General features: G+C 62.9%; 23 protein-coding genes. 19 read left to right on the plus strand and 4 right to left on the minus strand.

What is annotated here, in order from left to right; all coding sequences use genetic code 11:
- Positions 1-284 precede the first annotated feature (284 nt).
- On the plus strand, positions 285-1,883 hold the full coding sequence (gene mqo / locus JAB6_RS02040) for a malate dehydrogenase (quinone) (protein WP_070301183.1): 1,599 nt from the start codon (positions 285-287) through the stop codon (positions 1,881-1,883).
- A gap of 100 nt (positions 1,884-1,983) precedes the next feature.
- On the opposite strand, the gene JAB6_RS02045 is transcribed toward mqo, so the two are convergent.
- Positions 1,984-2,616 carry an RNA pyrophosphohydrolase gene (locus tag JAB6_RS02045; protein WP_034746553.1) on the minus strand — a complete coding sequence of 211 codons (633 nt, stop codon included), beginning with the start codon at positions 2,614-2,616 and terminating at the stop codon, positions 1,984-1,986.
- Positions 2,617-2,820: 204 nt separating this feature from the next.
- On the opposite strand from JAB6_RS02045, the gene JAB6_RS02050 reads away from it, so the two are divergent.
- Positions 2,821-4,560 carry a proline--tRNA ligase gene (locus tag JAB6_RS02050; protein ID WP_070301184.1) on the plus strand — a complete coding sequence of 580 codons (1,740 nt, stop codon included), beginning with the start codon at positions 2,821-2,823 and terminating at the stop codon, positions 4,558-4,560.
- Positions 4,557-5,174 (plus strand): lytic transglycosylase domain-containing protein, encoded by a 618-nt coding sequence (locus tag JAB6_RS02055; RefSeq protein WP_070301185.1) that lies wholly within the window; start codon positions 4,557-4,559, stop codon positions 5,172-5,174. Before JAB6_RS02050 ends, JAB6_RS02055 begins: the two co-directional genes overlap by 4 nt.
- Before the next feature lie 148 nt (positions 5,175-5,322).
- On the opposite strand, the gene JAB6_RS28290 is transcribed toward JAB6_RS02055, so the two are convergent.
- Positions 5,323-5,718, minus strand: a complete 396-nt coding sequence (locus tag JAB6_RS28290) for an SWIB/MDM2 domain-containing protein (RefSeq protein ID WP_071650146.1) — start codon at positions 5,716-5,718, stop codon at positions 5,323-5,325.
- Positions 5,719-6,062: 344 nt separating this feature from the next.
- Positions 6,063-7,430 (minus strand): signal recognition particle protein, encoded by a 1,368-nt coding sequence (gene ffh, locus JAB6_RS02065; RefSeq protein WP_034746567.1) that lies wholly within the window; start codon positions 7,428-7,430, stop codon positions 6,063-6,065.
- Positions 7,431-7,669: 239 nt separating this feature from the next.
- On the opposite strand from ffh, the gene JAB6_RS02070 reads away from it, so the two are divergent.
- The 9 genes from JAB6_RS02070 to JAB6_RS02110 all read left to right on the plus strand — a co-directional run bounded on the left by JAB6_RS02070 (position 7,670) and on the right by JAB6_RS02110 (position 18,305).
- Positions 7,670-8,179, plus strand: coding sequence for a sigma-70 family RNA polymerase sigma factor (locus JAB6_RS02070; RefSeq protein ID WP_070301186.1), 510 nt, complete (start codon positions 7,670-7,672; stop codon positions 8,177-8,179).
- Positions 8,176-9,180 (plus strand): FecR domain-containing protein, encoded by a 1,005-nt coding sequence (locus tag JAB6_RS02075; RefSeq protein ID WP_070301187.1) that lies wholly within the window; start codon positions 8,176-8,178, stop codon positions 9,178-9,180. Before JAB6_RS02070 ends, JAB6_RS02075 begins: the two co-directional genes overlap by 4 nt.
- A 94-nt stretch (positions 9,181-9,274) precedes the next feature.
- The gene (locus tag JAB6_RS02080; protein WP_217494595.1) at positions 9,275-11,473 is read left to right on the plus strand and encodes a TonB-dependent siderophore receptor; all 2,199 of its coding nucleotides are present in this window, start codon (positions 9,275-9,277) and stop codon (positions 11,471-11,473) included.
- A gap of 110 nt (positions 11,474-11,583) precedes the next feature.
- Positions 11,584-11,865: a hypothetical protein gene (locus tag JAB6_RS02085; RefSeq protein ID WP_080698408.1), complete on the plus strand. Its 282-nt coding sequence runs from the start codon at positions 11,584-11,586 to the stop codon at positions 11,863-11,865.
- On the plus strand, positions 11,862-13,565 hold the full coding sequence (locus JAB6_RS02090; RefSeq protein ID WP_070301188.1) for a PepSY domain-containing protein: 1,704 nt from the start codon (positions 11,862-11,864) through the stop codon (positions 13,563-13,565). Before JAB6_RS02085 ends, JAB6_RS02090 begins: the two co-directional genes overlap by 4 nt.
- The gene (locus JAB6_RS02095) at positions 13,562-13,903 is read left to right on the plus strand and encodes a DUF3325 domain-containing protein (protein WP_034746576.1); all 342 of its coding nucleotides are present in this window, start codon (positions 13,562-13,564) and stop codon (positions 13,901-13,903) included. The genes JAB6_RS02090 and JAB6_RS02095 overlap by 4 nt, the downstream gene beginning before the upstream one ends.
- Positions 13,904-13,994: 91 nt before the next feature.
- Positions 13,995-15,182 (plus strand): efflux RND transporter periplasmic adaptor subunit, encoded by a 1,188-nt coding sequence (locus JAB6_RS02100; RefSeq protein WP_070301189.1) that lies wholly within the window; start codon positions 13,995-13,997, stop codon positions 15,180-15,182.
- Between the two features lie 5 nt (positions 15,183-15,187).
- Entirely contained in the window at positions 15,188-17,182 is a 1,995-nt protein-coding gene (locus JAB6_RS02105; RefSeq protein ID WP_070301190.1) for a MacB family efflux pump subunit, read from the plus strand.
- 184 nt (positions 17,183-17,366) lie between these two features.
- Positions 17,367-18,305 carry an ABC transporter substrate-binding protein gene (locus tag JAB6_RS02110; protein WP_223278890.1) on the plus strand — a complete coding sequence of 313 codons (939 nt, stop codon included), beginning with the start codon at positions 17,367-17,369 and terminating at the stop codon, positions 18,303-18,305.
- 68 nt (positions 18,306-18,373) lie between these two features.
- Here JAB6_RS02110 and JAB6_RS02115 read toward each other — a convergent pair whose 3' ends face one another.
- Positions 18,374-18,913: a hypothetical protein gene (locus tag JAB6_RS02115; RefSeq protein WP_070301191.1), complete on the minus strand. Its 540-nt coding sequence runs from the start codon at positions 18,911-18,913 to the stop codon at positions 18,374-18,376.
- Here JAB6_RS02115 and JAB6_RS02120 point away from each other — a divergent pair.
- The 7 genes from JAB6_RS02120 to JAB6_RS02150 all read left to right on the plus strand — a co-directional run bounded on the left by JAB6_RS02120 (position 18,912) and on the right by JAB6_RS02150 (position 26,708).
- Positions 18,912-19,211: a hypothetical protein gene (locus JAB6_RS02120; protein ID WP_070301192.1), complete on the plus strand. Its 300-nt coding sequence runs from the start codon at positions 18,912-18,914 to the stop codon at positions 19,209-19,211. The genes JAB6_RS02115 and JAB6_RS02120 overlap by 2 nt on opposite strands.
- Before the next feature lie 34 nt (positions 19,212-19,245).
- Positions 19,246-20,049: an inner membrane protein YpjD gene (gene ccsA, locus JAB6_RS02125; RefSeq protein WP_046684240.1), complete on the plus strand. Its 804-nt coding sequence runs from the start codon at positions 19,246-19,248 to the stop codon at positions 20,047-20,049.
- Positions 20,046-20,306, plus strand: a complete 261-nt coding sequence (locus tag JAB6_RS02130; protein WP_034746591.1) for a PP0621 family protein — start codon at positions 20,046-20,048, stop codon at positions 20,304-20,306. The genes ccsA and JAB6_RS02130 overlap by 4 nt, the downstream gene beginning before the upstream one ends.
- A gap of 119 nt (positions 20,307-20,425) precedes the next feature.
- Positions 20,426-21,505 (plus strand): sigma 54-interacting transcriptional regulator, encoded by a 1,080-nt coding sequence (locus JAB6_RS02135; protein ID WP_070301193.1) that lies wholly within the window; start codon positions 20,426-20,428, stop codon positions 21,503-21,505.
- Positions 21,483-22,094 (plus strand): 1,6-anhydro-N-acetylmuramyl-L-alanine amidase AmpD, encoded by a 612-nt coding sequence (gene ampD, locus JAB6_RS02140; protein ID WP_070301194.1) that lies wholly within the window; start codon positions 21,483-21,485, stop codon positions 22,092-22,094. The genes JAB6_RS02135 and ampD overlap by 23 nt, the downstream gene beginning before the upstream one ends.
- 392 nt (positions 22,095-22,486) lie before the next feature.
- Complete coding sequence (locus tag JAB6_RS02145; RefSeq protein WP_034746597.1) at positions 22,487-25,438, plus strand: ribonucleoside-diphosphate reductase subunit alpha; 2,952 nt, start codon at positions 22,487-22,489, stop codon at positions 25,436-25,438.
- A gap of 118 nt (positions 25,439-25,556) precedes the next feature.
- Positions 25,557-26,708, plus strand: coding sequence for a ribonucleotide-diphosphate reductase subunit beta (locus tag JAB6_RS02150; protein WP_034746600.1), 1,152 nt, complete (start codon positions 25,557-25,559; stop codon positions 26,706-26,708).
- The last annotated feature ends 63 nt before the right edge of the window (positions 26,709-26,771 follow it).

Here is a 26,771-nt window from a genome sequence, read left to right on the forward strand (position 1 = left end):
CCGGCGGCGCCAAATAACGGTGATAAAATCGCCGCTCTTGATATTTGCTCTGGACATGACGGCGATTTTATTGCCATTTTTCTGTTTCCATTGCCCGCACCTTTGCCACCAGATCTTGCTCCTGGTTTATCCCGGAGCGCGGCAGCATGCCTATCACCATCGACATCGAGCTGTCCGGCCGCCCTGGCGTTCCGGCTGGCTGGCTGTTTGCATTCCATACAGCGATGGTGCCGCCACGGTGGCGCGCAAGAATCATCCTTCAGTATTCATAAACGGAGTTACGTATGCGTAAATCGCTATTACTTTTGATGTCGTGCCTGATCCTGGCGGCATGTAACAAGACCCCTCCGGCCTCGTCCGAAAAACCGGTCGACGTGCTGCTGATCGGCGCCGGCACCATGAGCGCCACCCTGGGCAGCATGCTCAAGGAACTCGATCCGTCGCTGACGATGGAAATGGTCGAGCGCCTCGATTCCGTGGCCGCCGAAAGCTCGGACGCGATGAACAACGCTGGCACGGGCCACTCGGCATTCGCCGAATTGAACTACACGCCGGAAGCGGCCGATGGCAGCATCGAGACCAAGAAAGCCGTTGCCATCAACGAGCAATTCGAAATCTCCAAGCAATTCTGGGCCTATCAGGTGGCCAACAAGCACCTGGGCGCGCCGCAAACCTTCATCAATAATGTGCCGCACATGGCCTTTGTCTGGGGCGACGACAATATTTCCTTTTTGAAGAAGCGCTATGCCGCGCTGCAAAAGGAAAACCTGTTCAAGGGCATGCTGTTCTCGGAAGACCAGGCGCAGATCGAGCAGTGGGCACCGCTCGTCATGCAAGGCCGTGACAAGGGCCAGAAAGTGGCCGCGACGCGCATGGAAATCGGTACCGACGTCAATTTCGGCAACCTCACGCGCGGTCTCGTGAAATACCTGACGGACAGCCACGGCATGGTCCTGCACCTGCGCCACCAGGTGGAAGACATCCAGCGCGGCGCCGATGGCGTGTGGAACGTGACGGTGAAAGACTTGAACGCAGGCAAGGAAAAAACCATGCGCGCCAAGTTCGTCTTCATCGGCGCCGGCGGCGGTTCGCTGCCGCTGCTGGAAAAATCGGGCATTCCTGAAGCCAAGGGCTACGGCGGCGTGCCGGTCGGCGGCCAATGGCTGGTGACGACCAATCCTGAACTGGTGGCGGCGCATGCGGCCAAGGTCTACGGCAAGGCATCCGTCGGTTCGCCGCCGATGTCCGTGCCGCATCTGGACACGCGCATCATCGATGGCAAGAAAGCCCTGCTGTTTGGCCCGTTTGCCACCTTCTCGACCAAGTTCCTGAAAAACGGTTCGTGGATCGACTTGCCTGCCTCGATCGGCACGGGCAACGTGAAACCGATGCTGCAAGCCGGCTACGACAATATTCCGCTGACGAAATACCTGGTGGAACAGGTCATGAACACGCCGGAAGACCGTTTGAAGACCCTGCGCGAATACCTGCCGAACGCCAAGATGGAAGACTGGACCCTGCAAAACGCCGGACAGCGCGTGCAGATCGTCAAGGATGACCCTGTCAAAGGCGGCTTGCTGCAGTTCGGCACGGAAGTCGTCGGCGCCGCCGATGGCAGCATCGTCGCCCTGCTGGGTGCATCGCCAGGCGCTTCGACCGCGCCGCCGATCATGATCAAGGTGCTGCAAACGGCATTCAAGAGCCGCCTGGCAACACCGGAATGGCAAGCGAAGATGGTGGAAATGGTGCCGTCGTACGGTCAAAAGCTGAATAACGACCCGGCCCTGGCCAACAAGATCCGCCACTACAGCAGCAATATCCTGGGCCTCAAAGCCATCACGCTGGATGTTCCCGCCGCTGCGCCAGTTACTGCAGCAAACTAAGCCAGCCTGACCGGCAGGGGAGTTTCCTGCCGGCATGAAAAAAGGGGCAGCCTGTTCAGGCTGCCCCTTTTGCGTGGGAGAGTGCGTTCATTGCGGCAGACTACTCCTTGCCCGGCAGAATCAGCTCCGGCGTACATCCTTCGGCGGCAATGCCGTCGCAAGGCTTGGCCACAGCCGTACCGTCCTGTGCCCGTGGCGCATGGGGCTGGCGCAGGTAGCGCGACGTGTGGCGGTGCGCTTGCTGTGCGTTGCCATGCACGGGCCAGGTCAGGAAGCGGGACAGCTCCTGCAAGGCGCGCTGGTACACATCGCGTTTAAATTCAATGACGACATCGAGCGGGACCCAGTATTCATGCCAGCGCCAGGCGTCGAACTCGGGATGGTCGGTCAGGCGCAGATTGACGTCGTTATCGCGCGCGCACATTCTCAGCAGAAACCAAATCTGCTTCTGGCCACGGTAATGGCCGCGAATCTCGCGCTTGATGAAGTGGTCTGGCACTTCATAGCGCAGCCAGTCGCGGGTGCGGCCGACAATTTTGACGTGTTCCTGTCTGAGTCCGATTTCCTCTTCAAGTTCGCGAAACATGGCTTGTTCCGGTGTTTCGCCATATTTGATACCGCCTTGCGGAAACTGCCATGAGTGCTCGCGCACCCGCTTGCCCCACCACACCTCGTTCTGGGCGTTTAGCAGGATGATGCCGACGTTGGGCCGAAACCCTTCACGGTCGAGCATAATGCACCTCAAACTTTCTGCGACAGTGCGTCCTTTTTTACATAATTACCCACAACTTCGCAAGCCGGTGACCTTTTCGGGGTGCGAAAAGCGCCGGAATCGCACCAATTGAGCGCATTTGTGTAAAGTATGGACGCATCAGCCAGCTAATCCTTTAAAATTAGGTTGATTATAACCCTCTCTTTTTAAAAAGAATTCACCGTTATGCGCGCCTCCCGTTTTTTTATTTCCACACTTAAAGATGCACCTTCTGACGCGGAAATCGTCAGCCACCAATTGATGATGCGTGCAGGCATGATCAAACGCCTCGGTTCCGGCATCTATACCTACATGCCGATGGGCTTGCGCGTGATCCGCAAGGTGGAAGCCATCATCCGTGACGAGATGAACAAAGCCGCCGGTATCGAACTGCTGATGCCGCTCGTGCAGCCAGCCGAACTGTGGCAAGAGACGGGCCGCTGGACCAAGATGGGCGACGAACTGATGCGCGTGAAAGACCGCCACGGCCGCGAATACGCGATTCAGCCGACGTCGGAAGAAGTCATCACGGACGTCGTGCGCACGGAAATCAAGTCTTACCGCCAGTTGCCGTTGAATTTTTATCATATCCAGACCAAGTTCCGCGACGAGCGCCGCCCACGCTTCGGCCTGATGCGCGGCCGCGAATTCACGATGAAGGACGCGTACTCGTTCGACCGCGACCTGGCCGGCATGCAAGCGTCGTACAAGGTCATGTTTGACGCCTACACGCGCATCTTCACGCGTTTCGGCCTGAAATTCCGCGCCGTGGCAGCCGATAACGGCGCCATCGGCGGTTCCGGTTCGCACGAATTCCACGTCATCGCCCACACGGGCGAAGACGCGCTCGTGTACTGCCCGACGTCCGACTACGCCGCCAACATGGAAGCGGCCGAAGCGCTGCCGCCAGTGGGCGAGCGCCCGGCCGCCGCCCAGGCACTGACGAAAACTGCCACGCCGGACACCGTCAAGTGCGAAACCGTGGCTACCCTGCTCGGTATCGAGCTGTCGCGCACCGTGAAAACCATCGCCCTGACCGTGGAAACGACGGGCAAGGACGAGAAAGTCACGAAACAGCATTTCATGCTGCTGCTGCGCGGCGACCATGAATTGAACGAGATCAAGGTGGGCAAGGTTGCCGGCCTGGCCGGTCACCGTTTCTCGACGGAAGCGGAAATCCTGGAAGTCTACGGCACGATTCCCGGCTATCTGGGCCCGATCGGCACCAAAGCGCCCGTCACCGTGGTGGCTGACCGCACTGTCGCCCACATGAGCGACTTCGTGTGCGGCGCGAATGACGCCGGTTTCCACTACACGGGCGCCAACTGGGGGCGCGACGTGGCCGAACCTGCCATCGTGGCCGACTTGCGCAATGTCGTCGCCGGCGACGCTTCGCCGGACGGCCAGGGCGCGCTTGCCATCGAGCGCGGCATCGAAGTGGGCCATGTGTTCCAGCTGGGTACGGCGTACTCGGAAAGCATGAAAGCCACCTTCCTCGATGAAAACGGCAAACCTGCGCCGCTGCAGATGGGTTGCTACGGCATCGGCGTGACGCGCATCCTGGGCGCCGCCATCGAACAGAACTTCGACGACAAGGGCATCATCTGGCCCGCGTCGATCGCGCCATTCGAGGTCGTGCTGTGCCCGATGGGCATGGACCGCAGCGAGCTGGTCAAGGAAGAGACGGAGAAGCTGTACGCGGCCCTGCAAGGCGCTGGCGTGGACGTCATCGTCGACGACCGCGGCTTGCGTCCAGGCGCCATGTTCGCCGACTGGGAGCTGATCGGCGTGCCGCACCGCATCGTCATCGGCGAGCGCGGCCTGAAAGAAGGCAAGCTGGAATACCAGGGCCGCCGCGACGCGGAAGCGACCGGCGTGGCGCCGGACGAGATCGTCGCCTTCATCCAGGGCCAAATGGCGCAGTGAAGCGTCTATCCGTAAGCAAGACGGCTGGCGCGCTCGCGCTGGCCGCCTGCCTGGCCTGCGTCTCTCCGGCGCAGGCCGGCAACCAGAAGGAGGAGGCGCTGGCCGACTCCGTCCGCCTGGCCCTGTCGCATGCGATCCGCGACGAACGCCCGCCGCAACCCAAATTTGCCACGCCCGCCGACTTGCAGCGCTACCAGCAATGGCTGGCGCAGATGTCGTCGCGCCTGCAGCGCAAGCTGCCGGATGCCCAGCTGCGCACGGAATTCCTGGAAACCGTATGGTACGAATCGCGCCGAGCGGGCCTCGAGCCTGCCCTCGTGCTGGGCCTGATCCAGGTCGAGTCGGCCTACCGCAAATACGCCGTCTCGCTGGCCGGCGCGCGCGGCTACATGCAGGTGATGCCATTCTGGACGGGCGTCATCGGCGATCATGACCGCAGCAAGCTGTTTCATATGCAGACGAATCTGCGCTACGGCTGCGCGATCCTGCGCATGTACCTGGACATGGAAAAGGGTGATTTGTACCTGGCGCTGGGGCGGTATAACGGCAGCCGGGGCAGGGCCGAGTATCCGAATGCGGTGCGGGCGGCTTGGCGGCAGTGGGAATTCAAATGAAGGCTGGGGTCAGACCCCCGGCAGCGTTGGCGCAGAGCTCTGTGTTAACGGTGTTGAGGGTCTGACCCCAAAATGCCCAAAAAAAATGCCCCGCTCGCAGTAAAGCGGCGGGGCACTCACACGGCGTAGACGCCCTGTGCGTATCTGATTATTTCAAATGATCGGAGATCAGTTTGGTCATTTCAAACATGGAGACTTGGGCTTTGCCGCCGAAAACTGCTTTCAGCTTGTCGTCCGCATTGATCATGCGGCGGTTGGCCGGATCTTGCAGATCGAGTTTTTTGATGTAATCCCATACCTTTTTGGTCACTTCCGTGCGCGGCAGTGGTGCTGCGCCAACAACGGCGGCCAGATCTTTCGATGGCGTCATTGCTTTCATGAATGCTGCGTTTGGCTTGCGTGGTGTTGCCGGTGCTGCCGCTTTCTTCGCCGCTGCTGGTTTAGCTGCTGCCTTGGCTGCGGGTGCTGCTTTCTTGGCGGCTGCAGGCTTGGCTGCTGCTGCTTTGGCTGGCGCTGCTACTGGGGTTTTTTTGGCTGTTGCCATCTTCGAGCCTCCTTAACAAACACATGGGAAATTGCGCAATTAATCGCACGGCTAATATTGGTGTGGATTTACCTAGTATGCAAGTGTTTTTCACGTTTTCACGAGGAAAAAGCAGGGAAATGGCAATGCTGTCGCCCGGGCGCACCGCTTGGGAGCGCAGAACGGCGTTTTTGCCCGTAAATGGCATGGTTGCTTGCTATGCGGGGAGGGGGGCTGCTGAGGGAGGGAACAGTGATGCCGGACACATGAAAATGCAATCCGGCATTATTTAGAACGATGTTTTTACTTGGGTGTGCGGCGTAATGAATGCCGTCGAAGTCCCCGCGAGCGGGGACTTCGACGCCTTACCTCATCCCAGGCATCATGCCCTTCATGGAGCGCATCATCTTCATCATGCCGCCGCCCGACAATTTCTTCATCATCGTCTGCATTTGCTCGAATTGCGTCAGCATGCGGTTTACTTCCTGCACTTGCACGCCGGCGCCGGCGGCGATGCGGCGCTTGCGCGTGGCCTTGATCAGTTCAGGCTTGGCGCGTTCCTGCGGCGTCATCGAGTCGATGATGCCGCACATGCGGCGCACCTGTTTATCGGCTTGATCCATGTTCTTGCCGCCTGCCGCCTGCTGGAACTGGGCCGGCAGCTTGTCCATCAGGTTGGCCATGCCGCCCATTTTCTTCATCTGGCCCAGTTGCGCCTTGAAGTCGTTCATGTCGAACTTGCCGCCGACCTTGATCTTTTGCGCCAGGTCGGCCGCCGCCTTGCTGTCGACGCCCTTGCGCGCTTCTTCCACCAGGGCGAGGATGTCGCCCATGCCCAGGATGCGGTTGGCCATGCGGGTCGGGTCGAACGCTTCCAGGCCGTCGAGTTTTTCCGAGACACCGGCAAACTTGATAGGTTTGCCCGTGATGTGGCGCACGGACAGGGCCGCACCGCCGCGCGCATCGCCATCGAGCTTGGTCAGCACGATACCGGTCAGCGGCAGGGCATCATTGAAGGCTTTCGCCGTGTTGATGGCGTCCTGGCCCAGCATGGCGTCGACGACAAACAGGGTTTCGATCGGTTTCACGGCGCCATGGACGGCGGCGATTTCGCGCATCATCTCTTCGTCGATACCGAGACGGCCCGCCGTATCGATGATCAGCACGTCGTGGTAATGCTTTTTCGCCCAGTCCAGCGCGGCCAGCGCGATATCGACCGGCTTGTCCGTGCTGGTGGACGGGAAGAAGTCGGCGCCCACCTGGGCGGTGACCGATTGCAGCTGGGCGATCGCGGCTGGGCGGTACACGTCGGCCGAGACGGTCAGCACTTTCTTCTTCTTTTCTTCTTTCAGGTATTTCGCCAGCTTGCCGACGGTGGTGGTTTTACCCACACCCTGCAGACCGGCCATCAGGATGATGGCGGGCGGCTGCTGCGCAAAGCTGATCTGCGACGCTTCCGGTCCCAGGTCGGCGCCCATCAGGGCGGCCAGCTCGCGCTGCACCACGCCCACCAGGGCCTGGCCCGGCGTGAGCGAGGAAATGACATCCTCGCCCATGGCTTTTTCTTTGACTTTGGCGATGAATTCGCGCACGGCGGGCAGGGCGACGTCGGCTTCGAGCAGCGCCAGGCGCACTTCGCGCAGCATGTCGGCGGTGTTCGCTTCGGTCAGGCGCGCCTCGCCGCGCATGGTCTTGACGACTTTGGCAAGCCGTTGGGTGAGATTATCTAGCATGATGAACCTGCAATGAAAAGCTTGGGAGTGGGCGGCGAAAGCCGGACGATGGCCGCCATTTTACCCCATCGCGGGTGGCTGGCGGTCCCGCGCTGCACCGCCTGGCGGTTGGCCGGCGTTTGAATTACTTGGTATTTCTGGCAATGCCGCGATTGCATGAATGGCAGGAACGCGGTTAAAATGAGAATAATTCTTATTTACATTCTCGGGCGCCGCACGCCCGGGCGGAAAGGGATGCCATGTCGGCCGCCGATTTTGCACAGCAACAAGACCTGCACGCGCTCTACAGCAGCCATCACGGCTGGCTGCAGGGCTGGCTGCGGCATAAGCTGGGCAATGCGGGCGAGGCGGCGGACCTGGCGCAAGACACCTTCGTCAGCGTGCTGACGGCCGATGCCGCGCCGCAGATCCGTGAAGCGCGGCCTTTTCTCGCCACCATCGCGCGCCGCCTGGTGGCGCATCGCCACCGCCGGCAAGTGCTGGAAGACGCCTATCTGGAAGCGCTGGCCTGCCTGCCGCCCGAAGTGGCGCCCGCGCCGGAAGAGCGGCTGCTGGCGCTGGAAGCCTTGCAGGAAATCGACCAGGCCCTGGCTGGCTTGCCCGCGCCCGTGCGCACGGCGTTCCTTATGGCGCAACTGGAAGGACTCAGCTATGCCGAGATCGCCGCGCGCCTGAACGTGTCGGCCAGCTCGGTCAAGCAATACCTGACGCGCGCCAACCGTCAGGTGTTTTTCTCGCTGCCGGCATGAGCAAGGTGGGCAATGCTGCGGCCCCGGCGGCCATCCGCGAGGACGTGCAGCAGCAGGCGGCCGAATGGCTGACCATGCTGATGTCGGGCGAGATGGATTCGGCGCAACAGGCCGCTTGGCAGCGCTGGCGCGAGGCCGATCCGGAACATGAGCGGGCTTGGCGGCATATCGAAGCCGTGTCGCAGCGCTTCAACGGCTTGCACCGCGGTGCGGCCGCGCAGGCGCTGGCCGGCACGGAGCAGAAAGCCGTCAACGGCAAGCGGCGCCAGTTGCTGGCGTGGCTGGGCGTGGCGGCCGGCGGCGGCATGCTGGCCGCGCAGACGGATGCCTGGGATGGCGTGCGCGTCCTGCGTGCCGACTACCGCACGGCCACGGGCGAGCGGCGCGAGGTGGCGCTGGACGACGGCAGTGTGCTCAGCCTGAATACGGGATCGGCCGTGAACGTGCGTTTCGATGCCAGCCGCCGCCTGATCGAGCTGCTGGCCGGCGAAATCCTCGTCACCAGCGGCCATGGCGCCGGCAGCGGCGCGCCTTTGGTGGTGGCCACGCGCGAAGGCCTGGTGCGCGCGCTGGGCACGCGCTTTGCCGTGCGTCAGCAGGATGACTACAGCACCGTGGACGTGTTTGACAGCGCCGTTGAAATCCGTCCCCGCGACGGCGGCGCACCCTTGCTGCTGGCGGCCGGGCACGGCGTGGCATTTTCCCGCCACGCGCTGGACGCGCCGCACGCCCTCAGTGCGTATGCGGACGCCTGGTCGCGCGGGCAGCTGATCGTCGACGACGTGACCTTGGGCGATTTCCTGGCCGACCTGGCCCGCTACCGTCCCGGCGTGATCGATTGCGCACCGGCGGTGGCCCAGCTGCGCCTGTCGGGCGTGTTCCCGCTGGCCGACACGCAGCGCATTTTGAACATGCTGCCCAATTCCCTGCCCGTGCAGGTGCGCAGCCGCACGCGCTACTGGGTGACGGTCGAACCGGCCATGTCATTAAAAAATATTTAGCCATCCGGCTGCCCGTTTTTCGTTTTCGCGGCACCTACAGAGTAGGGCGCCTGTTTTTCACCGTCTGATGACGCCACTACTATCAGGAACTTGCATGTCTCACGCTTTGAATTTTGTCAGTTTGCCGTCTCCTCATTCCGCATTGCGTCCGCTGGCGCAAGCGGCTGCGGCCCTGTGCCTGGCCGCCAGCTTGCCGGCCATCGCGCAGCAGGCGCCAGCCACCCCCGCCACCGAACAGACCATGCTCGGCGTGTCCGTCACGGCGGGGCGCGATGCGACAACGGAAGGCAGCGGCTCCTACACGACGGGCGTGAGCAATACGGCAACCAAGCTGAACCTGTCGCTGCGCGAGACGCCGCAGTCGGTCAGCGTGCTGACGCGCCAGCAGATCGACGACCTGGGCATCACGACCCTGGACGACGCCGTGCAGTCGATCACGGGGCTGGTCATGCAAAAGGGCAACTTTACGGGCGATTCGGGCAGTTTCAGCGCACGCGGCTTTCCAATCGATAACATCCTGTTCGATGGCTTGCCCACCAGCCTGGGCGCGAACGGCACCTTCAATGGCGACAATGACGACCTGGCCATCTATGACCGCATCGAGGTGGTGCGCGGCGCCACGGGCTTGATGACGGGCAGCGGCACGCCCAGCGCGGCCATCAACATGGTGCGCAAGCGTCCGACGGCCGCGCCGCAAGCGTCATTCTCGGCCAGCGTGGGCAGCTGGAGCAACTACCGCCTGGAAGCCGATGCGGCCAACGCGCTCAACGAAGCGAAGACCCTGCGCGGGCGCATCGTCGTGACGGTGCAGGACAAGAAGGATTTTGTCGACGTGCTGCATGGCCGCAACCACCAGCTGTACGGCATCATCGAAGCGGACCTGCGCCCCGACACCACCTTGACGGTGGGCGCGCATTACCGCAAGACGGACAACGACGGCGTCTCGACGGGCGTGGTGACGGCCGCAGACGGCCGCTTTTTGAATTTGCCCCGTTCCACTTACCTGGGCAGCGACTTCGATGACTGGCGCCAGACGGATAAAACCATCTTCGCCGAACTGGAACACCGCTTTGCCAATGGCTGGAAAGCCAAGCTGGCAGCCACGCGCAAGACGCCCGAGATCGACACGACGTTTTCCGGCATCAACCGCCGTGGCGACACCCTGCGCTTCAATTCGCAAAGCTACCGCGCCGAGCTGGCCAACACCAGCTACGACGCGTATGCGAGCGGCAGCTACAGCCTGTTCGGCCGCGAGCACGAGCTGACGGTCGGCGCCAGCCACCGCCGTTCGTCGAAAAACAGCTATGGCGGCTGGGCACCGTACAGCTGGGGCGCGGCGGCGCCGGTGCTCGACCCGTTCAACTGGGATGCGGGCAGCGTGGCGCGTCCCGTCATCAACTACGCGCAGTGGCGCACGGCCAGCATCACCGAGCAAAGTGGCGTGTATGCGGGCACGCGCATGCGCCTGGCCGACCCGCTGTCGCTGGTGCTGGGCGGTCGCGTCAGCTGGTACAAGGACGATGCCGGCTACTCGGTGGCGCGCGAATTCACGCCGTATGCCGGCGTCGTGTATGACCTCGACAAGCAGCATTCCGTGTACGCCAGCTGGACCGAAATCTTCCAGCCGCAGGCGGCCACCGACGCCAATGCGCAGCCATTGAAGCCGATCAGCGGCACCAACTATGAAGCGGGCGTGAAGGGCGAATACTTCGGCGGCGCCCTCAATGCCAGCGCGGCCGTGTTCCAGATCCGCCAGCAAAACCGCGGCGTGGACGACCTGGCCGGCCCGAACCCCTGCCCGGGTAGCACGTGGGGCTATTGCCAGCGCGCGTCGGGCGAAGTGCGCAGCGAAGGCGTGGAGCTGGACGTGGCGGGCGCGCTGACGCCCGACTGGCAGCTGTCGGCCGGTTTTACCTATGTGAAGGCGCAATTCAAGCGCGACAGCGATCCGGCCAATATCGGCAAGGATTTCAACAGCCGCTATCCGCGCCAGCAGCTCAAGCTGGCCACCAGCTACCGCCTGTCCGGCGCGGCGCAGGGCTGGCGCGTCGGTGCTTCCGTATACGGGCAGGGCGCGACCGAATCAAACGACGGCACCTACCATCTGCGCCAGGGCCGCTACGCGATCGTGGGCTTGAACGCGGCGTGGCAGATCGACAGCCGCGCCGAGCTGCGCCTGAACGTGAACAATGCGCTCGACAAGCGCTATTACCAGAGTATCTATTCCGATGTCTTCGGCAACATGGTGGGCGCGCCGCGCAACCTGATGCTGACCTTGAACTACAAACTGTAAATAACCGCTTTTGAATGATCTATCTTGATGAAGGATGCATGGCTTATGGAAGTGCAGTTGAATCTGGCCCGCGACGGTGTGAGCCAGCGTATGCCACAGGGAGCGCCGCGATGATGAAATCGGCCCACATGATGTTGTTCTCGCGCGTGCTCGCCGCCATCTTTGGCGGCTATGCACTGACGTCCGGCGTGGCCGTGCTGCTGGCGGCCGTGCTGCCGCTGTCGCGCGCCGAAGCCGTGCTGACGGCCACCCTGAGCGCCTTCGTCGTCTATACCTGCGCCGTCATCTGGGTCTTTGCCGTGCAGGACCTGCGCCGCGCCTGGCTCGGCATGCTGCTGCCGGCCATCGCCTGCGGCGGCATCGGCCTGCTGCTGTCGCGGGGTGCCGCATGAACGCCGTCAAGGTAGACAAAGTGGCCAAGATGCCGCAGCAGGGCGGCTTGCGCCAGGCCATGGCCTGGCTGCATACATGGAGTGGCCTGTGGATTTCCTGGCTGCTGTTCGCCATTTTCCTGACCGGCACCCTGGCCGTCTTCGACGAGCCGATCACCCACTGGATGACGCCCGAACATGCACTGGAAGAGGCGGCGCATGCGAACGATCCGCCGCTGCCGAAGGTCACGGACCGTGGGCACCGCCTGGAACTGGCGCTCGACTTCATGGCGAAGGAACACCCGAAGGCGGACATGTGGGAAATCTGGCCCGTGCAGCGTCCCGGCCACGGCCTGTCCGCCTACTGGTTCCAGCCCGCCGGCGGCTATGGCTCGGCGGACCTCGATCCGCTGACGGGCGCCGTCATCGAACATGCGCGCGAGGCAACGGAGCGCGACACCATCGGCGGCCACCATTTCGTCGATTTCCACTACGAGCTGCACGCGGGACGCATCGGCGTGTGGATCGTCGCCATCACCACCATGATCATGCTGGTGGCGCTGGTGAGCGGCGTCATCACGCACAAGCGCATCTTCAAGGATTTCTTCACCTTCCGCCCGGCCAAGGGCCAGCGTTCGTGGCTCGACGCGCACAACGCGGTGGCCGTGCTGACCTTGCCGTTCCAGTTCATGATCGCCTACACGGGGCTGGCGTTCTTCAGCGATGATTATGTGCCGGCCCCCGTGGTCGCGCAATACGGCATGGACAACGCCAAGAAGGCCTTCCTGGCCGACTGGAACGATGTGGGCAAGCCCGCGAAGACAGGCCAGCCGCTGGCCATTCCCGCGCTGGAACCGTACGCGCTGCGCGCCGAGCAGGCCATCGGCCAGGAAATCCGCGCCGTGGTATTGGACAACCCGAACGACGCCTCCATGCGCGTGTGCATGTACGGCTGGAATGAAGAGACGGACACGATGGAACGCATCAGCGCCAACACGGGCAGGGCCTGCTATGCGCTGGCCACGGGCGAACAGGTCGCCTTGCGCCGTCCCGGCGAGTCGGATACGGGCGGCGCGGGCCTGACGCGCGCCGTCATGTCGAACCTGCACATGGTGGGCTTCGGCGGCACGCCGATGCGCTGGCTGTACTTCTTCTGCGGCCTGGCCGGCACGGCCATGATGGGCACGGGCGCCATCCTGTTCATGGTCAAACGCCGCCAGAAGTCGGGCGGCGAGTTCGGCACCTACACGCAGCGCGTGTACCGCATCGTCGCCTGCCTGAACGTGGCGGCGATTGCCGGCCTGTCCATCGCCTGCGTGGGCTTCCTGTGGGCCAACCGCCTGATTCCCGTCGGCGTCGAACACCGCGCCGGCTGGGAATTGCGCGCCTTCTTCGGCGTGTGGTTTGTGATGCTGGTGCACGCCTGCCTGCGCGCGGAAAAGCGTGCGTGGATCGAGCAACTGGGCTTGCTGGCGGCCCTGTGCCTGCTGCTGCCCGTGCTCAATGTACTGAGCACGGGCGATAACCTGGCGGCGCAGATCGCGCGCGGCGACTGGGAAAGCGCCGGCGTGGAACTGGGCAGCATGGCCTTCGGCCTGCTGGCCGCCTGGGGCGCATGGAAAGTCCACAAGCGCAAGGAAAAACCGGCCAGCAAGGCCGCCGCCAGGGAAAGCGCCGCGCCCTCGGCCAGCCTGCACATCACTACGGAAGGACAGTCATGATCCCTACCATCCTGTGCGCGCTGGGCCTGTCGTATGCGGGCATGGCCAGCCTCTCCTTGGCGATGGACCGCCACCATGGCCAGGTCTGGGGCAGGGATGCGGCGCCGAACGTGCGGCGCGCGCTGCAGCTGGCGGGCGCGGTCCTGCTGGCGCTGGCCATCTGGCCCTGCGTGGCCGGCTGGAGCGCGACCGTCGGCGTCGTCGCCTGGCTCGGTTTCATATCGGCCGGCGCCCTGCTGGTGGCCCTGCTGCTGCCGTATGCGCCCCGCTTGCTGTTTCGTAGTTCCCTGCTGGCAGCCGTCGCCGCGCTGGCAGGTCTTGTGACGTTCCTGCGGTGATATTCACCGCCATTTTCAAGGATAGACCGATGCACTTTTCACGTTTGGCGACACCGATTGATGTTGTGACTATATTGAAAGCGGCTGCCTGATGGCGGCCCGCCTGCCTTCCCGCCGCGCCCGCATCCTGGGCGGCGTGGTCTTGCTGGCGCTGTTCGGCGCCGGCGGCCTGTGGGCCACGCGCGGCCCGAGCACCGTGTTCGACACGGCGCCCGTCAAGCGCGGCAACATCGAAGCGAGCGTCACGGCCATCGGCACCCTGCAGCCGCAAACCTATGTCGACGTGGGCGCGCAGGTGTCGGGCCAGATCACGCGTTTGCACGTGCAGCCGGGCAGCGACGTCGATAAAGGCCAGCTGCTGGCCGAGATCGACCCCAGCGTGCAGCAAGCCACGGTCGACGCAGGCCGCGCCGCGCTGGCTGGGTTGCGCGCGCAGCTGGCCGACCAGCAGGCGCAGCATCGCCTGGCGGGCCAGCAGCACGTGCGCCAGAAACAGATGGCCAAGTTCGATTCGACACCGCTGGCCGACCTGGAAACTGCCGAAGCCACGCTGGCCTCGGCCGGCGCCAAGATCGACCACCTGAAGGCGCAGATCGACCAGACCCAGGCCAGCCTGAAGGCGGACGAGGCGCGCCTCGGCTACACGCGCATCTACGCGCCGATGGCCGGCAAGGTGGTGGGCCTGGACGCGAAGGAAGGGCAAACCCTGAACGCCACGTACCAGACGCCGAACATCCTGCGCATCGCCGACCTGTCGGCCATGACGGTATGGACGGAAGTGTCGGAAGCGGACGTGCGCCGCGTGCGCCCGGACATGCCCGTGTATTTCACCACCCTGGGCGGCGACCAGCGGCGCTGGAGCGGCAAGGTGCGCCAAGTCCTGCCTGCGCCGCCAGTGCCCGGCGGTTCCGCCGCCGGCACGGCCCTGGCGCCGTCGACCAGCAAGGTGATCTTGTATACAGTGCTGTTCGACGTCGATAACGCGGACGGCGAACTGATGCCGCAGATGACGGCGCAAGTGGTGTTCGTCACGGCGGCGGCGAACAATGTGCTGGCCGTGCCCTTGCCGGCCCTGAAACCGTCGACGGAAGAAGGCGCCAAGCCGGGGCAGTTCACGGCCCGCGTGATGGGTGCGGACGGCAAGGTCGATACGCGCGCCGTCACCGTCGGCGTGCGCAACCGCCTCAGCGCGGAAGTGCTGCAAGGCTTGCGCGAAGGCGAATTGCTGGTCACGGGCGAGCAGCCATCCAGCAGCGGCGCCAGCAGGTTCCAGCTGTGAGCGCGATGAGCGAGGCCGCGTCGCTGGGGCAACCCGGAGAATCTGGCCAGCCGGCGCCTTTGATTGAGCTGCAAGGCATCCGCAAGCGCTACGGCGGCCACGATGGCGCGCCAGCCGTGGAAGTGCTGCGCGGCCTGACCTTGTCGATTGGTGCCGGTGAATTCGTCGCCATCGTCGGCGCCTCCGGTTCCGGCAAGTCGACCCTGATGCATTTGCTGGGATGCCTGGACCGCCCCAGCGATGGCACCTACCGCTTCGCTGGCCAGGACGTGGCCAGCCTGAACCCTGATGAACTGGCGTGGCTGCGGCGTGAAGCGTTCGGCTTTGTCTTCCAGGGGTATCACCTGATCGCCACGGAATCGGCGCGCGAGAACGTGGAAGTGCCGGCCCTGTACGCGGGCATGCCGGCAGCGGCCCGCCATGCGCGTTCCGCGGCGCTGCTCAAGCGCCTGGGTCTCGGTGAACGCCTGGATCATCGGCCGAATCAATTGTCGGGCGGGCAGCAGCAGCGCGTGTCGATCGCGCGCGCGCTGATGAATGGCGGGCGCATCATCCTCGCCGATGAACCGACGGGGGCGTTAGATAGCAGCAGCGGCGCCGAAGTCATGGCCCTGCTGGGCGAACTGGCCGACGCGGGCCACACCATCATCCTTATTACGCATGACCGCAAGGTGGCGGCCCAGGCGCGCCGCGTGATCGAGATCAGCGATGGCGAAATCGTCGAAGACTCTGGCGCCATCGCCATTCCCGCCACGTCGACGGCCCTGCCGCCGCTGGACATGTCGCGCGCCGCCCATGACACGGGCGCTTCGCTGGGCACGGAATTGCTCGATGCGGCGCGCGCGGCCTGGCGCGTGCTGTGGATCAACCGCTTCCGCACGGGCTTGACCTTGCTCGGCATCGTCATCGGCGTCGCTTCCGTGATCGTCATGCTGGCCATCGGCCTGGGCACGCGCCAGCAGGTAATGGCCCAATTAGGCGCGTTCGGCTCGAATCTGCTGTACATGGCGTCGCGTGGCGAAAGCTCGCGCATCCCCGGACGCAGCATCACCCTGGCCGACCTCGATGCGCTCAAGGACGTGCCGGGTATTTCCCACGTGCTGCCGAATGTCACTGGCAACAAGGTGATACGCCACGGCAACCTCGACGTGCAGACCTATGTGCGCGGCACGGGGCCGGCCCTGCCGCAGATCCAGACCTGGCCCGTGGCCAAGGGCGGCTTCTTTACCGAGGAAGACGAGCGCGAGATGGCCACCGTGGCCGTGCTGGGCGCGCACCTGGCGGAAAAACTGATGCCCGACGTGGCCAATCCCGTGGGGCAGAGCATCCTGATCGGCAACGTGCCGTTCCAGGTGATCGGCGTGATGAGCGCGAAGGGCGCGCTGACGGGCGAGAAGGATGAAGACGACGTGCTGCTGCTGCCGTTTTCCACGGCCGGCATCCGCGTCTTCGGCCAGCGCGAGCCCACCTACACGGTGATGGCGGTGGACGACGTCAAGCGCGTGACGGAGGTGGAGGCGGCGGTCGACGCCACCATGTTCGAGCGCCACCGCATCCGCGACTACGGCATCAGCAACGCGGCCGCCTCGATCGCCGCCGAAGCGAAGACGCAGGACAATATGACCATGATGCTCAGCCTGATCGCGGCCGTCTCGCTGGTGGTGGGCGGCATCGGCGTCATGAATGTGATGCTGATGACGGTGCGCGAGCGCACGCGCGAAATCGGCATCCGCATGGCGACGGGTGCGCGCCGGCGGGACATCCTGCGCCAGTTCCTCACCGAAGCCGTGCTGGTGTCGGTGGTGGGCGGCGTGGCCGGCATCGTGGTTGGCGTGACGGTGGCCGGCTTGCTGCTGGTGTGGGACGTGCCGGTGATCTTTTCCCTGAGCGCCATCGCCGGCGCATTCGCCTGCGCCGTGGTGACGGGACTGGTGTTTGGCTTCATGCCGGCGCGCAAGGCGTCGGGACTCGATCCGGTGGTGGCGCTGGCGGGGCAGTAATAACAACGCCGGCAGCGTGGCTGCCGGCAAAAAAATGTTGCCCTGGCTCTAACACGCGGTACTATCTCCTGATAATAAAAGCAGTGTTTCGCGTAGTTTTGCCCTTGCGGGCACACACCAACCACCACAGGAGAACCCGATGCAGAAAAAATCAACCCTGAAGACCGGTATCGCCGCCGCCCTCATGCTGGCCTTCGGCATGGGCGCCGTGCAGGCGCAGGAAGTCGTGCGCCTGGGCAATTTGAAATTCGCCCATTACGGCGCCGTGTCGTACATCAAGGAAATCGCGCCCAAGTGCGGCATCAAGGTCGAAGAGCATATCTTTGCCAAGGGCCTCGACGTGATGCAGGCGATTATCGCGGGCGAGCTGGACGTTGGCGCGACGGCGTCCGAAGCGGCCATTTCCGGCCGCGCCGGCGGTGCCCCGATCTATGTGGTCGCCGGTTTTGCCAAGGGCGGCGCGCGCCTGGTGGGCGGGGCGGGGCAAAAGATCACCAGCGTCAAGGAGTTGAAGGGCAAGCGCGTGGGCGTGACGCGCGGCGGCATCCAGGAAGTGCTGCTGCTGGCCGAGCTGTCGCAGGCGGGCCTGACGTACTCGGAAACCAAGGGCAAGGATGTGCAGCTGGTATTTCTCGCCTACGCCGACTTGAACCAGGCGCTGATGGGCAAGAATATCGACGCGATGATGCAGTCCGAGCCGCAATCGTCGCAGGCGATCAACAAGGGTTTCGGCACTGAGGTCATCAAACCGTACGACACGCCGATCGGCGAGCCCGTGCGGACCATGGTGATGACGGAAAAGTTCTACAAGGAACGCCGTCCCGTGGCGGAAAAATTCATGCGCTGCTTCGTCGAAGCGACCAAGACCTTTATCGACAACAAGGCGACGGCGGAAAAATATGTGCGCGAAGTCGTGTTCCGCGGCCAGATCACGAAGGATGACTTCGACGACGCGATCAGCAATTCGCCGTATTCGTACGATATCTCGCCCGAGCATATCCAGATCACCACGGACGTGATGGTGAAAACGGGCGTGGGCCGCATGACGAAGCCGCCCGTGGCCAAGGACTGGGTCAAGACGGACTTGCTGGAGCAGGCGAAAAAGAGCCTGAACGTGAAGTAAATCAGGCAGCCATGAAAAAAACCTCCGCACCAGCGATGGCGCGGAGGTTTTTTTATGGAAGGGTGGCCTTAGCGGGCGTTAAAACCCATCCAGCCCTTCTCCGTCTGGCGGAAGCTCAGCGTGTAGATGCGGGTCAGCTCATCGCCTTTCTTCAGCTGGCGGCTGATGATGGCGCCGTAATTGTCTTGCACGAGCTGGTCCGACCATTGCATCAGGTTGTCGAAACGCTCGGCCGTCATCGCCGCCTGGCGCGCCAGCAGCGGCGCGGGAATCGCCTTCTTTTCCTGCTGCTGCACCCAGAATTCGCGGAAGACCTTGTTCTCTCCGCCCATGCCGCGCGCCATCAGGCCCAGGCCCATGGTCATGCCCACGGAGCCGTCCGTCTTTGCCTGCGTTTCGAGCTTGTCGGCCACGTCGGCCAGCAATTCCAGGTAGCCCACCTTGGCGCGCAGCACGGCCGAGCCCTTGATTTCGTACTGTTCGTTCTCTTTCCAGCCGTTCAGCTTTTCCAGCTTTGCAATGTCGAAGTACTCCTTGTACAGGTCATAGCTTTGGATGGACGTGCGGAAATACTCCTCGTATGTGGATTGGGAAGGCGCATCTTTCATGCAACCGCTTAATACGGTGCAGGCGGCCAGCAGGAGACAGGTCCAGGAAATTTTTTTGAAAGAAAACATGGCGGTGGTGGGCGAGTGGCGAAAAGTGAAATATTGTTGCTCTATGGACATAATTATAGGGCTGGCTCATCCAGATGGCAACGTGGCCGTGACGCGGCGGCAGTGCGCCGCAGGAAAGATTGCCAAAATCTTGAGGGTGCGCCACCCCGCCGCGCCCGAGGCGCGATATCATGGCAGGCTTGCGGTGTCGGCTGGCGGCGAATTGCCTGTAGCCCATACTGTCGCTTGAATCGCGCTTGCCGGCTATGGTGTAAACTTAAACTATGCAGATCTATTTCTTTTTCATCGCAGCCCTGTTGTATGCGGCGTGCGCGGTGCTTCCCTCGTCCCGTGCCCGGCTCATCGCCGGCCTGACCGGCGTCGCCTGGCTGGCGCACGCCGCCACCCTGTGGTTCGACCTGATGGCGCCGGGCACCTTGCGCTTCGGTTTTTCCGCCATGCTGTCGGCCGCGCTGTGGGTCTCCGTGGGCGCCTACTGGATAGAGAACCGCAATTTCAGCCTGGACGGACTGCGCCGCATGGTCATGCCCAGCGCCGTCCTCGCCATTGGCCTGGCCTGGGCCTTTCCTGGCAGCCAGGTCAGCATGGAAGGCAAGTCGGCCGTCTTCGGCTGGCATATTGCCGTGGCCGTGCTCGCCTACAGCACCCTGACGATTGCCGCCTTTCACGCCGTGCTGATGGCGCTGCAGGAATCGCGTCTGCATACGCGCAGCGAAAGCCGCGGCTTCATCGGCACGGCGCTGGACCAGCTGCCAGCCCTGCTGACGATGGAAAAGCTGCTGTTCCGCATGATCGGCCTGGGTTTTATTTTGCTCAGCCTGACCGTGCTGTCGGGCATCGTGTTTTCTGAGCAACTGTTTGGCAAGGCGCTCAACTGGGATCACAAATCCGTGTTTACCATGCTGTCGTGGCTGCTGTTTGCCTCGCTGCTGGCAGGCCGGCGCTTTCGCGGCTGGCGCGGCAAGACGGCCCTGAGCTTTACCCTGGCCGGTTTCGCCACCTTGCTGCTGGCCTATGTCGGCAGCCGTTTTGTACTGGAAGTGGTTTTACACCGAGGATTCGCATGACACGTGTTTTATTCTGGCTGGCGCTGGTGTTCCTGGTGCTGTTCGCTATCCGCAGCAAGATCCGTGGCATGCAGCAACGGGCCCGCGCGCAGCAGCAACAGCAGCCGAACCCGTTTGCGCCGCCCGGCCGGCCGCAGGAATTGCCTGATGCCGAGCTGATGCTGTGCTGCGCCCACTGCGGCGTGTACTACCCGGCCTCCGAAAACGTACAGGCCAAGGGCCACGATTACTGCAGCCACGCGCACGCCACCTTGTAAGGGCAAGCCCGCAGGTACGCTGGCGTTTCTCATCCGTATCGTAACGTCCTCCGGCCTCCGTCCGGCGTAGCATCTGCATGAGGCGGTTCGTCGCCGCCATTGCGGAAAGGCGCGCTTCCATGTCCCGTCCCAATCCTGGTCCGGATACCGTGACCGCCACCGGCATGCCGCCGGCGCCGCAACTGAGCGGCAACTCGCTGCCCATGCAGGCGCTGCGCGCGCAGATCGGCCGCATCGCCCGCTGTGGCGCGCCGGTGGCCATCCGCGGCGAATCGGGTACGGGCAAGGAACTGGCGGCGCGCGCCATCCATGCCCAGGGCGCGCGCGCCAGCTTCCCGTTTATCGCCGTCAACTGCGGCGCTATTCCCGAAGCGCTGATGGAAGCGGAATTCTTTGGCTGCCGCCCGGGCGCTTATACGGGCGCGCTGCACGAACGCCAGGGTTTGTTCCAGGCGGCCCATGGCGGCAGTTTGTTGCTCGATGAAGTCGACGATCTGCCGCTGGCCATGCAGGTAAAACTGTTGCGTGTGCTGCAGGAGCGCCGCGTACGCAAGCTGGGCGGCAGTAGCGACGAAGCCGTCGACGTGCGCATCCTGTGCGCGAGCCAGCATGGCCTGGCGCGCGGCGTGGCCGCCGGCACGTTTCGCCAGGACCTGTTTTACCGCCTGCATGTGATCGAGCTGGCGCTGCCGCCGCTGCGCGAGCGGCGCGGCGATCTGCAGGTATTATGTGAGGTGATCCTCGCGCGCCTGTCGCCACGCCGGGCCGTGAGCCTGGCGCCGCCCGTGCTGGCGGCCCTGGCCGCGTATGCGTTTCCCGGCAATGTGCGCGAACTGGAAAACGTGCTGGAGCGGGCGCTGGCCTTTGCCGACGGCGGCGTGATCGCGCTTGACGGGCTGGCCTTGCCATCCACGGCGGGTACTATGCCTTTGCGGGCGGCGCCGGCATTGCCGGACTTGCCGGAACGGCAACTATGCCTGCCCGGCATGGCCGCGCATGGCGTGGCCCCCGTCCTGCCGCTCGACGTGTATTTGCGCCAGGCCGAGCGCGACATGATCATGCTGGCGCTGGTGCAGGCGCGCTACCACCGGGCACGGGCGGCGCGCCAGCTGGGCCTGAGCGTGCGCCAGTTGCGTTACCGCATGCAGAAATTGACGATACAGGAAGCTTTACTTGATGAGCGTATGGACGATAGATGAAGACGGCTGGTGCGACGGCGCGCTGCGCTATGACTCGCCGCACCACGATGCGCGCCCGGACGGTGCACAAGTCGACTTGCTGGTGATCCATAACATCAGCTTGCCGGGCGGCCACTTTGGCGGGCCGCATGTGTCGGACTTGTTTACGGGCCGGGTAGATTATAATGCCGATCCTTCTTTCGCCGACCTGCGTGGCTTGCAGGTGTCGGCGCACTTTTTTGTGCGGCGCGATGGTGCGTTGTTGCAATATGTTTCTACTGATCAACGTGCCTGGCATGCGGGCGCGTCCATGTTCGAAGGACGCCCGCAGTGCAATGGCTATTCCATCGGTATCGAAATGGAAGGCGCGGACGATGTGCCCTTCCAGCGGCGGCAATACCATGTGCTGGCGGCGCTGACGGCGGCGCTGGTGGCGCGCTACGGGCTGTCGCAGGTGCGCGGCCACGAGCATATCGCGCCGGGGAGGAAGACGGATCCGGGGCCGTTTTTTGACTGGCATTTTTATCAAAAATGCTGGCTGGAAACCTTGCAAGGGCAGCCTGCGTTAGCGCTTACTTCGCGGGGATTTGGCTTTCCATCCACACCCTGAAAAGTCAACCGAAATCGTATATGAAAATACAAAAAATTACGCTGGCGGATGCCGGAAAACTATTGCATCACCCTCCGATGGGTACTACAATTAGTGCAGAAGTTGGATGTAAAGACTATATCTAGTGCCATCACAGACGTTTTCAGAATTATTGTCAAAGCTACCCGGATTGCTGATAAAGCACTGGAACTGGCGGTTTATCACCCTTGATCGTGTTTCGCGCCAGCCGGGCAGTACGGTGTGGCGATATGGCGTCTGACTCTGTTTTATGCATTAAGAATTTACTATTTAGCAACAAATACCTGAAGAAACCCTGACCATCGGGCGTTCTATTCAACAACACACGCGGCAGCAAAACTGCAGGCTGACTTTAGCTGACAACGGGAGCTTCAATGCAATCACCACAAGATATTTCCATCCATCCAACGCCAGTATCGCCAGCGCCAGGCGCGGCCAACAGCGTGGCGAGCACGGGCGCGGCATTGGGCGACTATCGCATCATCCGCCGCAACGGTGCGGTGGTGGCATTTGAGCCTTCGAAGATCGCGATCGCCATGACCAAGGCGTTTTTGGCCGTTAACGGCGGCCAGGGCGCAGCCTCGGCACGCATCCGCGAACTGGTGGAACAACTGACGGACGGCGTCGTCGCCGCGCTGGTGCGCCGCCATCCGGGCGGCGGCACCTTCCATATCGAAGACGTGCAAGACCAGGTGGAACTGTCGCTGATGCGTTCGGGCGAGCACGACGTGGCGCGTGCCTACGTGCTGTACCGCGCCAAGCACATGGAAGAGCGCCGCCTGCAGAAGGAAGCGCAAGGCGCGTCCGCGCAAGTGACCGCGCCCCAGCTGAACGTCACCGACAACGGCGTGCGCCGCCTGCTGGACATGCAGGAAGTGCGGGACCTGATCAACGCCGCCTGCGCCGGCCTGGAAAAGCACGTCGATGCCGACGCCATCCTGGCTGAAACGGTGAAAAACCTGTACGACGGCGTGCCTGTCGAAGAGCTGCACAAGTCGGCCATCCTGGCGGCGCGCGCGCTGATGGAAAAAGATCCGGCCTACAGCCAGGTCACGGCCCGCATCCTGCTGCACACGGTGCGCAAGGAAGTGTTCGGCAAGGAAGTGCCGCAAGCGGCCGCTGCCGCCGAATACCTGACGTATTTCCCGCAATACATTGCCAAGGGTATCGCCGCTGAGCTGCTGAACCCGGTACTCGCCAGTTTCGACCTGGAGCGCCTGGCGAAAGCCATCGTCGCCGACCGCGACTTGCAATTCGGCTATATCGGTCTGCAAACCCTGTATGACCGCTACTTCCTGCACATCCAGGATGTGCGCATCGAAATGCCGCAGGCGTTCTACATGCGCGTGGCCATGGGCCTGGCGCTGAACGAAGCGGACCGCGAAGCGCGCGCCATCGAGTTCTACAGCCTGCTGTCCTCGTTCGACTTCATGAGCTCGACGCCGACCCTGTTCAACTCGGGCACCCTGCGCTCGCAGCTGTCGTCGTGCTACCTGAGCACCGTCTCCGATGACCTGGAAGGCATCTACGACGCCATCAAGGACAATGCGCTGCTGGCCAAGTTCGCCGGCGGCCTGGGCAACGACTGGACGCCAGTGCGCGCCCTGGGCGCCCACATCAAGGGCACCAACGGCAAGTCGCAAGGCGTGGTGCCGTTCCTGAAAGTGGTCAACGACACGGCCGTGGCAGTCAACCAGGGCGGCAAACGCAAGGGCGCCGTCTGCGCCTACCTGGAAACCTGGCACATGGACATCGAGGAATTCCTCGACCTGCGCAAGAACACGGGCGACGACCGCCGCCGCACGCACGACATGAACACGGCGAACTGGATTCCCGACATGTTCATGAAGCGCGTCATGGAAAAAGGCGACTGGACCCTGTTCTCGCCATCGGACACGCCAGACCTGCACGACAAGGTCGGCAAGGCCTTTGAACAGGCTTACCTGGGCTACGAAGCCAAGGCCGCCGCCGGCGAAATCCGCGTCTTCAAGAAGATCGCCGCGCTGGACCTGTGGCGCAAGATGCTGTCGATGCTGTTTGAAACGGGCCACCCATGGATCACGTTCAAGGATCCTTGCAACATCCGCAGCCCGCAGTCGCACGTCGGCGTCGTCCACAGCTCGAACCTGTGCACGGAAATCACGCTGAACACGGGTCCTGACGAAATCGCCGTCTGCAACCTCGGTTCCGTCAACATGCCGGCGCACATGAAGGAAGGCAAGCTCGATCACGTCAAGCTGGCCAAGACCATCCGCACCGCCATGCGCATGCTCGACAACGTCATCGACATCAATTACTACGCCGTCGACAAGGCGCGCAATTCGAACATGCGCCACCGTCCGGTCGGCATGGGCGTGATGGGCTTCCAGGACTGCCTGCACATGATGCGCGTGCCGTTCGCCTCGGACGCCGCCGTATCGTTTGCCGACACCTCGATGGAAGCCGTCTGCTACTACGCCTACCTGGCGTCGACGGAACTGGCCGAAGAGCGCGGCCGCTATGAGTCGTACGCCGGCTCGCTGTGGGACCGCGGCATCCTGCCGCAAGACTCGGTCAAACTGCTGGCCGAAGAGCGCGGCGGCTACCTGGAAGTCGATTCCTCGTCGGCCATGGACTGGACTCCGGTGCGCGAACGCATCGCCAAGTTCGGCATGCGCAATTCGAACTGCGTGGCGATCGCCCCGACGGCGACGATTTCGAACATCATCGGCGTGTCGGCCTGTATCGAGCCGACGTTCCAGAACCTGTACGTGAAATCGAACCTGTCTGGCGAATTCACCGAGATCAACGGCTACCTGGTGCGCGACCTGAAGGCGCGCGACCTGTGGGATGAAGTCATGATCTCGGACCTGAAGTACTTCGACGGCTCGCTGGTGAAGATCGACCGCATCCCGCAAGACCTGCGCGATATCTACGCCACCGCCTTTGAAGTGTCGCCAAGCTGGCTGGTGGAAGCGGCTTCGCGTCGCCAGAAGTGGATCGACCAGGCTCAGTCGCTGAACATCTACATGGCTGGTGCATCGGGCAAGAAACTGGACGAGACCTACAAGCTGGCATGGCTGCGTGGCCTGAAAACCACCTATTACCTGCGTACCATCGCCGCTACCCACATGGAGAAATCGACCTCCAAGACGGGCGCCCTGAACGCCGTGGCAGTCGACGGCGGCATGTCGGCCAGCGCACAAAGCGCCCAGGCAGCGGTCGTGGCGGCAGCAGCGGTGGCCGTGGCACCAGTGGTGGCAGCGGCAGCGGACGACGCCGATGGCGAAGCCTGCTACCTGCGCCCAGGTGATGACGGCTTTGAAGAGTGCGAAGCCTGCCAGTAAGATTTTAGTTGTCAGCCCAGAGCGTCTGGGCTGATTCAATGTTGTCAATATCCGCATTGTCCGATTCAACGGGCCTGTTGCGGATCGCCGGCTCGCCGGCATGGAAAGGAAGAAGAATATGTCGTTGTCCTGGGATGATGAAACCACGTCGGCAGCTGTGCCGCGTCCGGCGCAGCAAGCGCCATTGGGAAATACCGAATTGAACCTGCCGGCAGGTGCCGAGCCGTCCGAAGCGAACGCCGAGCAAGTGGCGCGCCGCGTGAATGCCGACGACAAGCGCATCATCAATGGCAAGACGGACGTCAACCAGCTGGTGCCGTTCAAGTACAAATGGGCATGGGACAAATACCTGGCCGGCTGCGCCAACCACTGGATGCCGCAGGAAGTGAACATGCAGCGCGATATCGAGCTGTGGAAGAATCCGAACGGCCTGACGGACGACGAGCGCCGCCTGGTCAAGCGCAACCTGGGCTTCTTCGTGACGGCCGACTCGCTGGCCGCCAACAATATCGTGCTGGGCACCTACCGCCACATCACGGCGCCCGAGTGCCGCCAGTACCTGCTGCGCCAGGCGTTCGAGGAAGCGATCCACACGCACGCCTACCAGTACATCGTCGAATCGCTGGGCCTGGACGAAGGCGAGATCTTCAACGCCTACAACGAAGTCAAGTCGATCCGCGACAAGGATGAATTCCTGATCCCGTTCATCAACACCCTGACCGACCCTGCGTTCGTCACCGGCACGGTGGAAAACGATCAGAAGCTGCTCAAATCCCTGATCGTGTTTGCCTGCCTGATGGAAGGCTTGTTCTTCTACGTCGGCTTCACGCAGATCCTGGCGTTGGGCCGCCAGAACAAGATGATGGGCGCGGCCGAGCAGTACCAGTACATCCTGCGCGACGAATCGATGCACTGCAACTTCGGCATCGACTTGATCAACACGATCAAGATGGAAAACCCGCAGCTGTGGACGGCCGAATTCCGCGAAGAGATTAAAGTGTTGTTCATGCAGGCCGTGGAACTGGAATACGCATACGCGGAAGACACCATGCCGCGCGGCGTGCTGGGTCTGAACGCGCCGATGTTCAAGGGCTATTTGCGCTTCATCGCCAACCGCCGCGCGCAGCAGATCGGCATCGAGCCGCTGTTCGCCCAGGAAGAAAATCCATTCCCGTGGATGAGCGAAATGATCGACATGAAGAAGGAACGCAACTTCTTCGAGACGCGCGTGACGGAATACCAGACCGGCGGCGCGCTGAACTGGGAATAAGCCAGCCGATAGCGTCACAAGTCATGTATGTAACAAAGGCCTCGCAAATGCGGGGCCTTTTGC

It is taken from the genome of Janthinobacterium sp. HH104, assembly GCF_001758715.1.
Lineage (GTDB): Bacteria > Pseudomonadota > Gammaproteobacteria > Burkholderiales > Burkholderiaceae_D > Janthinobacterium > Janthinobacterium aestuarii.

Excerpts from the sequence above, each read along its gene's own strand:
- mqo (WP_070301183.1), top strand. The coding sequence starts at position 285 with ATGCGTAAATCGCTATTACTTTTGATGTCGTGCCTGATCCTGGCGGCA.
- JAB6_RS02045 (WP_034746553.1), bottom strand. The coding sequence starts at position 2,616 with ATGCTCGACCGTGAAGGGTTTCGGCCCAACGTCGGCATCATCCTGCTA.
- JAB6_RS02050 (WP_070301184.1), top strand. The coding sequence starts at position 2,821 with ATGCGCGCCTCCCGTTTTTTTATTTCCACACTTAAAGATGCACCTTCT.
- JAB6_RS28290 (WP_071650146.1), bottom strand. The coding sequence starts at position 5,718 with ATGGCAACAGCCAAAAAAACCCCAGTAGCAGCGCCAGCCAAAGCAGCA.
- ffh (WP_034746567.1), bottom strand. The coding sequence starts at position 7,430 with ATGCTAGATAATCTCACCCAACGGCTTGCCAAAGTCGTCAAGACCATG.
- JAB6_RS02070 (WP_070301186.1), top strand. The coding sequence starts at position 7,670 with ATGTCGGCCGCCGATTTTGCACAGCAACAAGACCTGCACGCGCTCTAC.
- JAB6_RS02075 (WP_070301187.1), top strand. The coding sequence starts at position 8,176 with ATGAGCAAGGTGGGCAATGCTGCGGCCCCGGCGGCCATCCGCGAGGAC.
- JAB6_RS02080 (WP_217494595.1), top strand. The coding sequence starts at position 9,275 with ATGTCTCACGCTTTGAATTTTGTCAGTTTGCCGTCTCCTCATTCCGCA.
- JAB6_RS02085 (WP_080698408.1), top strand. The coding sequence starts at position 11,584 with ATGATGAAATCGGCCCACATGATGTTGTTCTCGCGCGTGCTCGCCGCC.
- JAB6_RS02090 (WP_070301188.1), top strand. The coding sequence starts at position 11,862 with ATGAACGCCGTCAAGGTAGACAAAGTGGCCAAGATGCCGCAGCAGGGC.
- JAB6_RS02095 (WP_034746576.1), top strand. The coding sequence starts at position 13,562 with ATGATCCCTACCATCCTGTGCGCGCTGGGCCTGTCGTATGCGGGCATG.
- JAB6_RS02100 (WP_070301189.1), top strand. The coding sequence starts at position 13,995 with ATGGCGGCCCGCCTGCCTTCCCGCCGCGCCCGCATCCTGGGCGGCGTG.
- JAB6_RS02105 (WP_070301190.1), top strand. The coding sequence starts at position 15,188 with ATGAGCGAGGCCGCGTCGCTGGGGCAACCCGGAGAATCTGGCCAGCCG.
- JAB6_RS02110 (WP_223278890.1), top strand. The coding sequence starts at position 17,367 with ATGCTGGCCTTCGGCATGGGCGCCGTGCAGGCGCAGGAAGTCGTGCGC.
- JAB6_RS02120 (WP_070301192.1), top strand. The coding sequence starts at position 18,912 with ATGCAACCGCTTAATACGGTGCAGGCGGCCAGCAGGAGACAGGTCCAG.
- JAB6_RS02115 (WP_070301191.1), bottom strand. The coding sequence starts at position 18,913 with ATGAAAGATGCGCCTTCCCAATCCACATACGAGGAGTATTTCCGCACG.
- ccsA (WP_046684240.1), top strand. The coding sequence starts at position 19,246 with ATGCAGATCTATTTCTTTTTCATCGCAGCCCTGTTGTATGCGGCGTGC.
- JAB6_RS02130 (WP_034746591.1), top strand. The coding sequence starts at position 20,046 with ATGACACGTGTTTTATTCTGGCTGGCGCTGGTGTTCCTGGTGCTGTTC.
- JAB6_RS02135 (WP_070301193.1), top strand. The coding sequence starts at position 20,426 with ATGTCCCGTCCCAATCCTGGTCCGGATACCGTGACCGCCACCGGCATG.
- ampD (WP_070301194.1), top strand. The coding sequence starts at position 21,483 with ATGAGCGTATGGACGATAGATGAAGACGGCTGGTGCGACGGCGCGCTG.
- JAB6_RS02145 (WP_034746597.1), top strand. The coding sequence starts at position 22,487 with ATGCAATCACCACAAGATATTTCCATCCATCCAACGCCAGTATCGCCA.
- JAB6_RS02150 (WP_034746600.1), top strand. The coding sequence starts at position 25,557 with ATGTCGTTGTCCTGGGATGATGAAACCACGTCGGCAGCTGTGCCGCGT.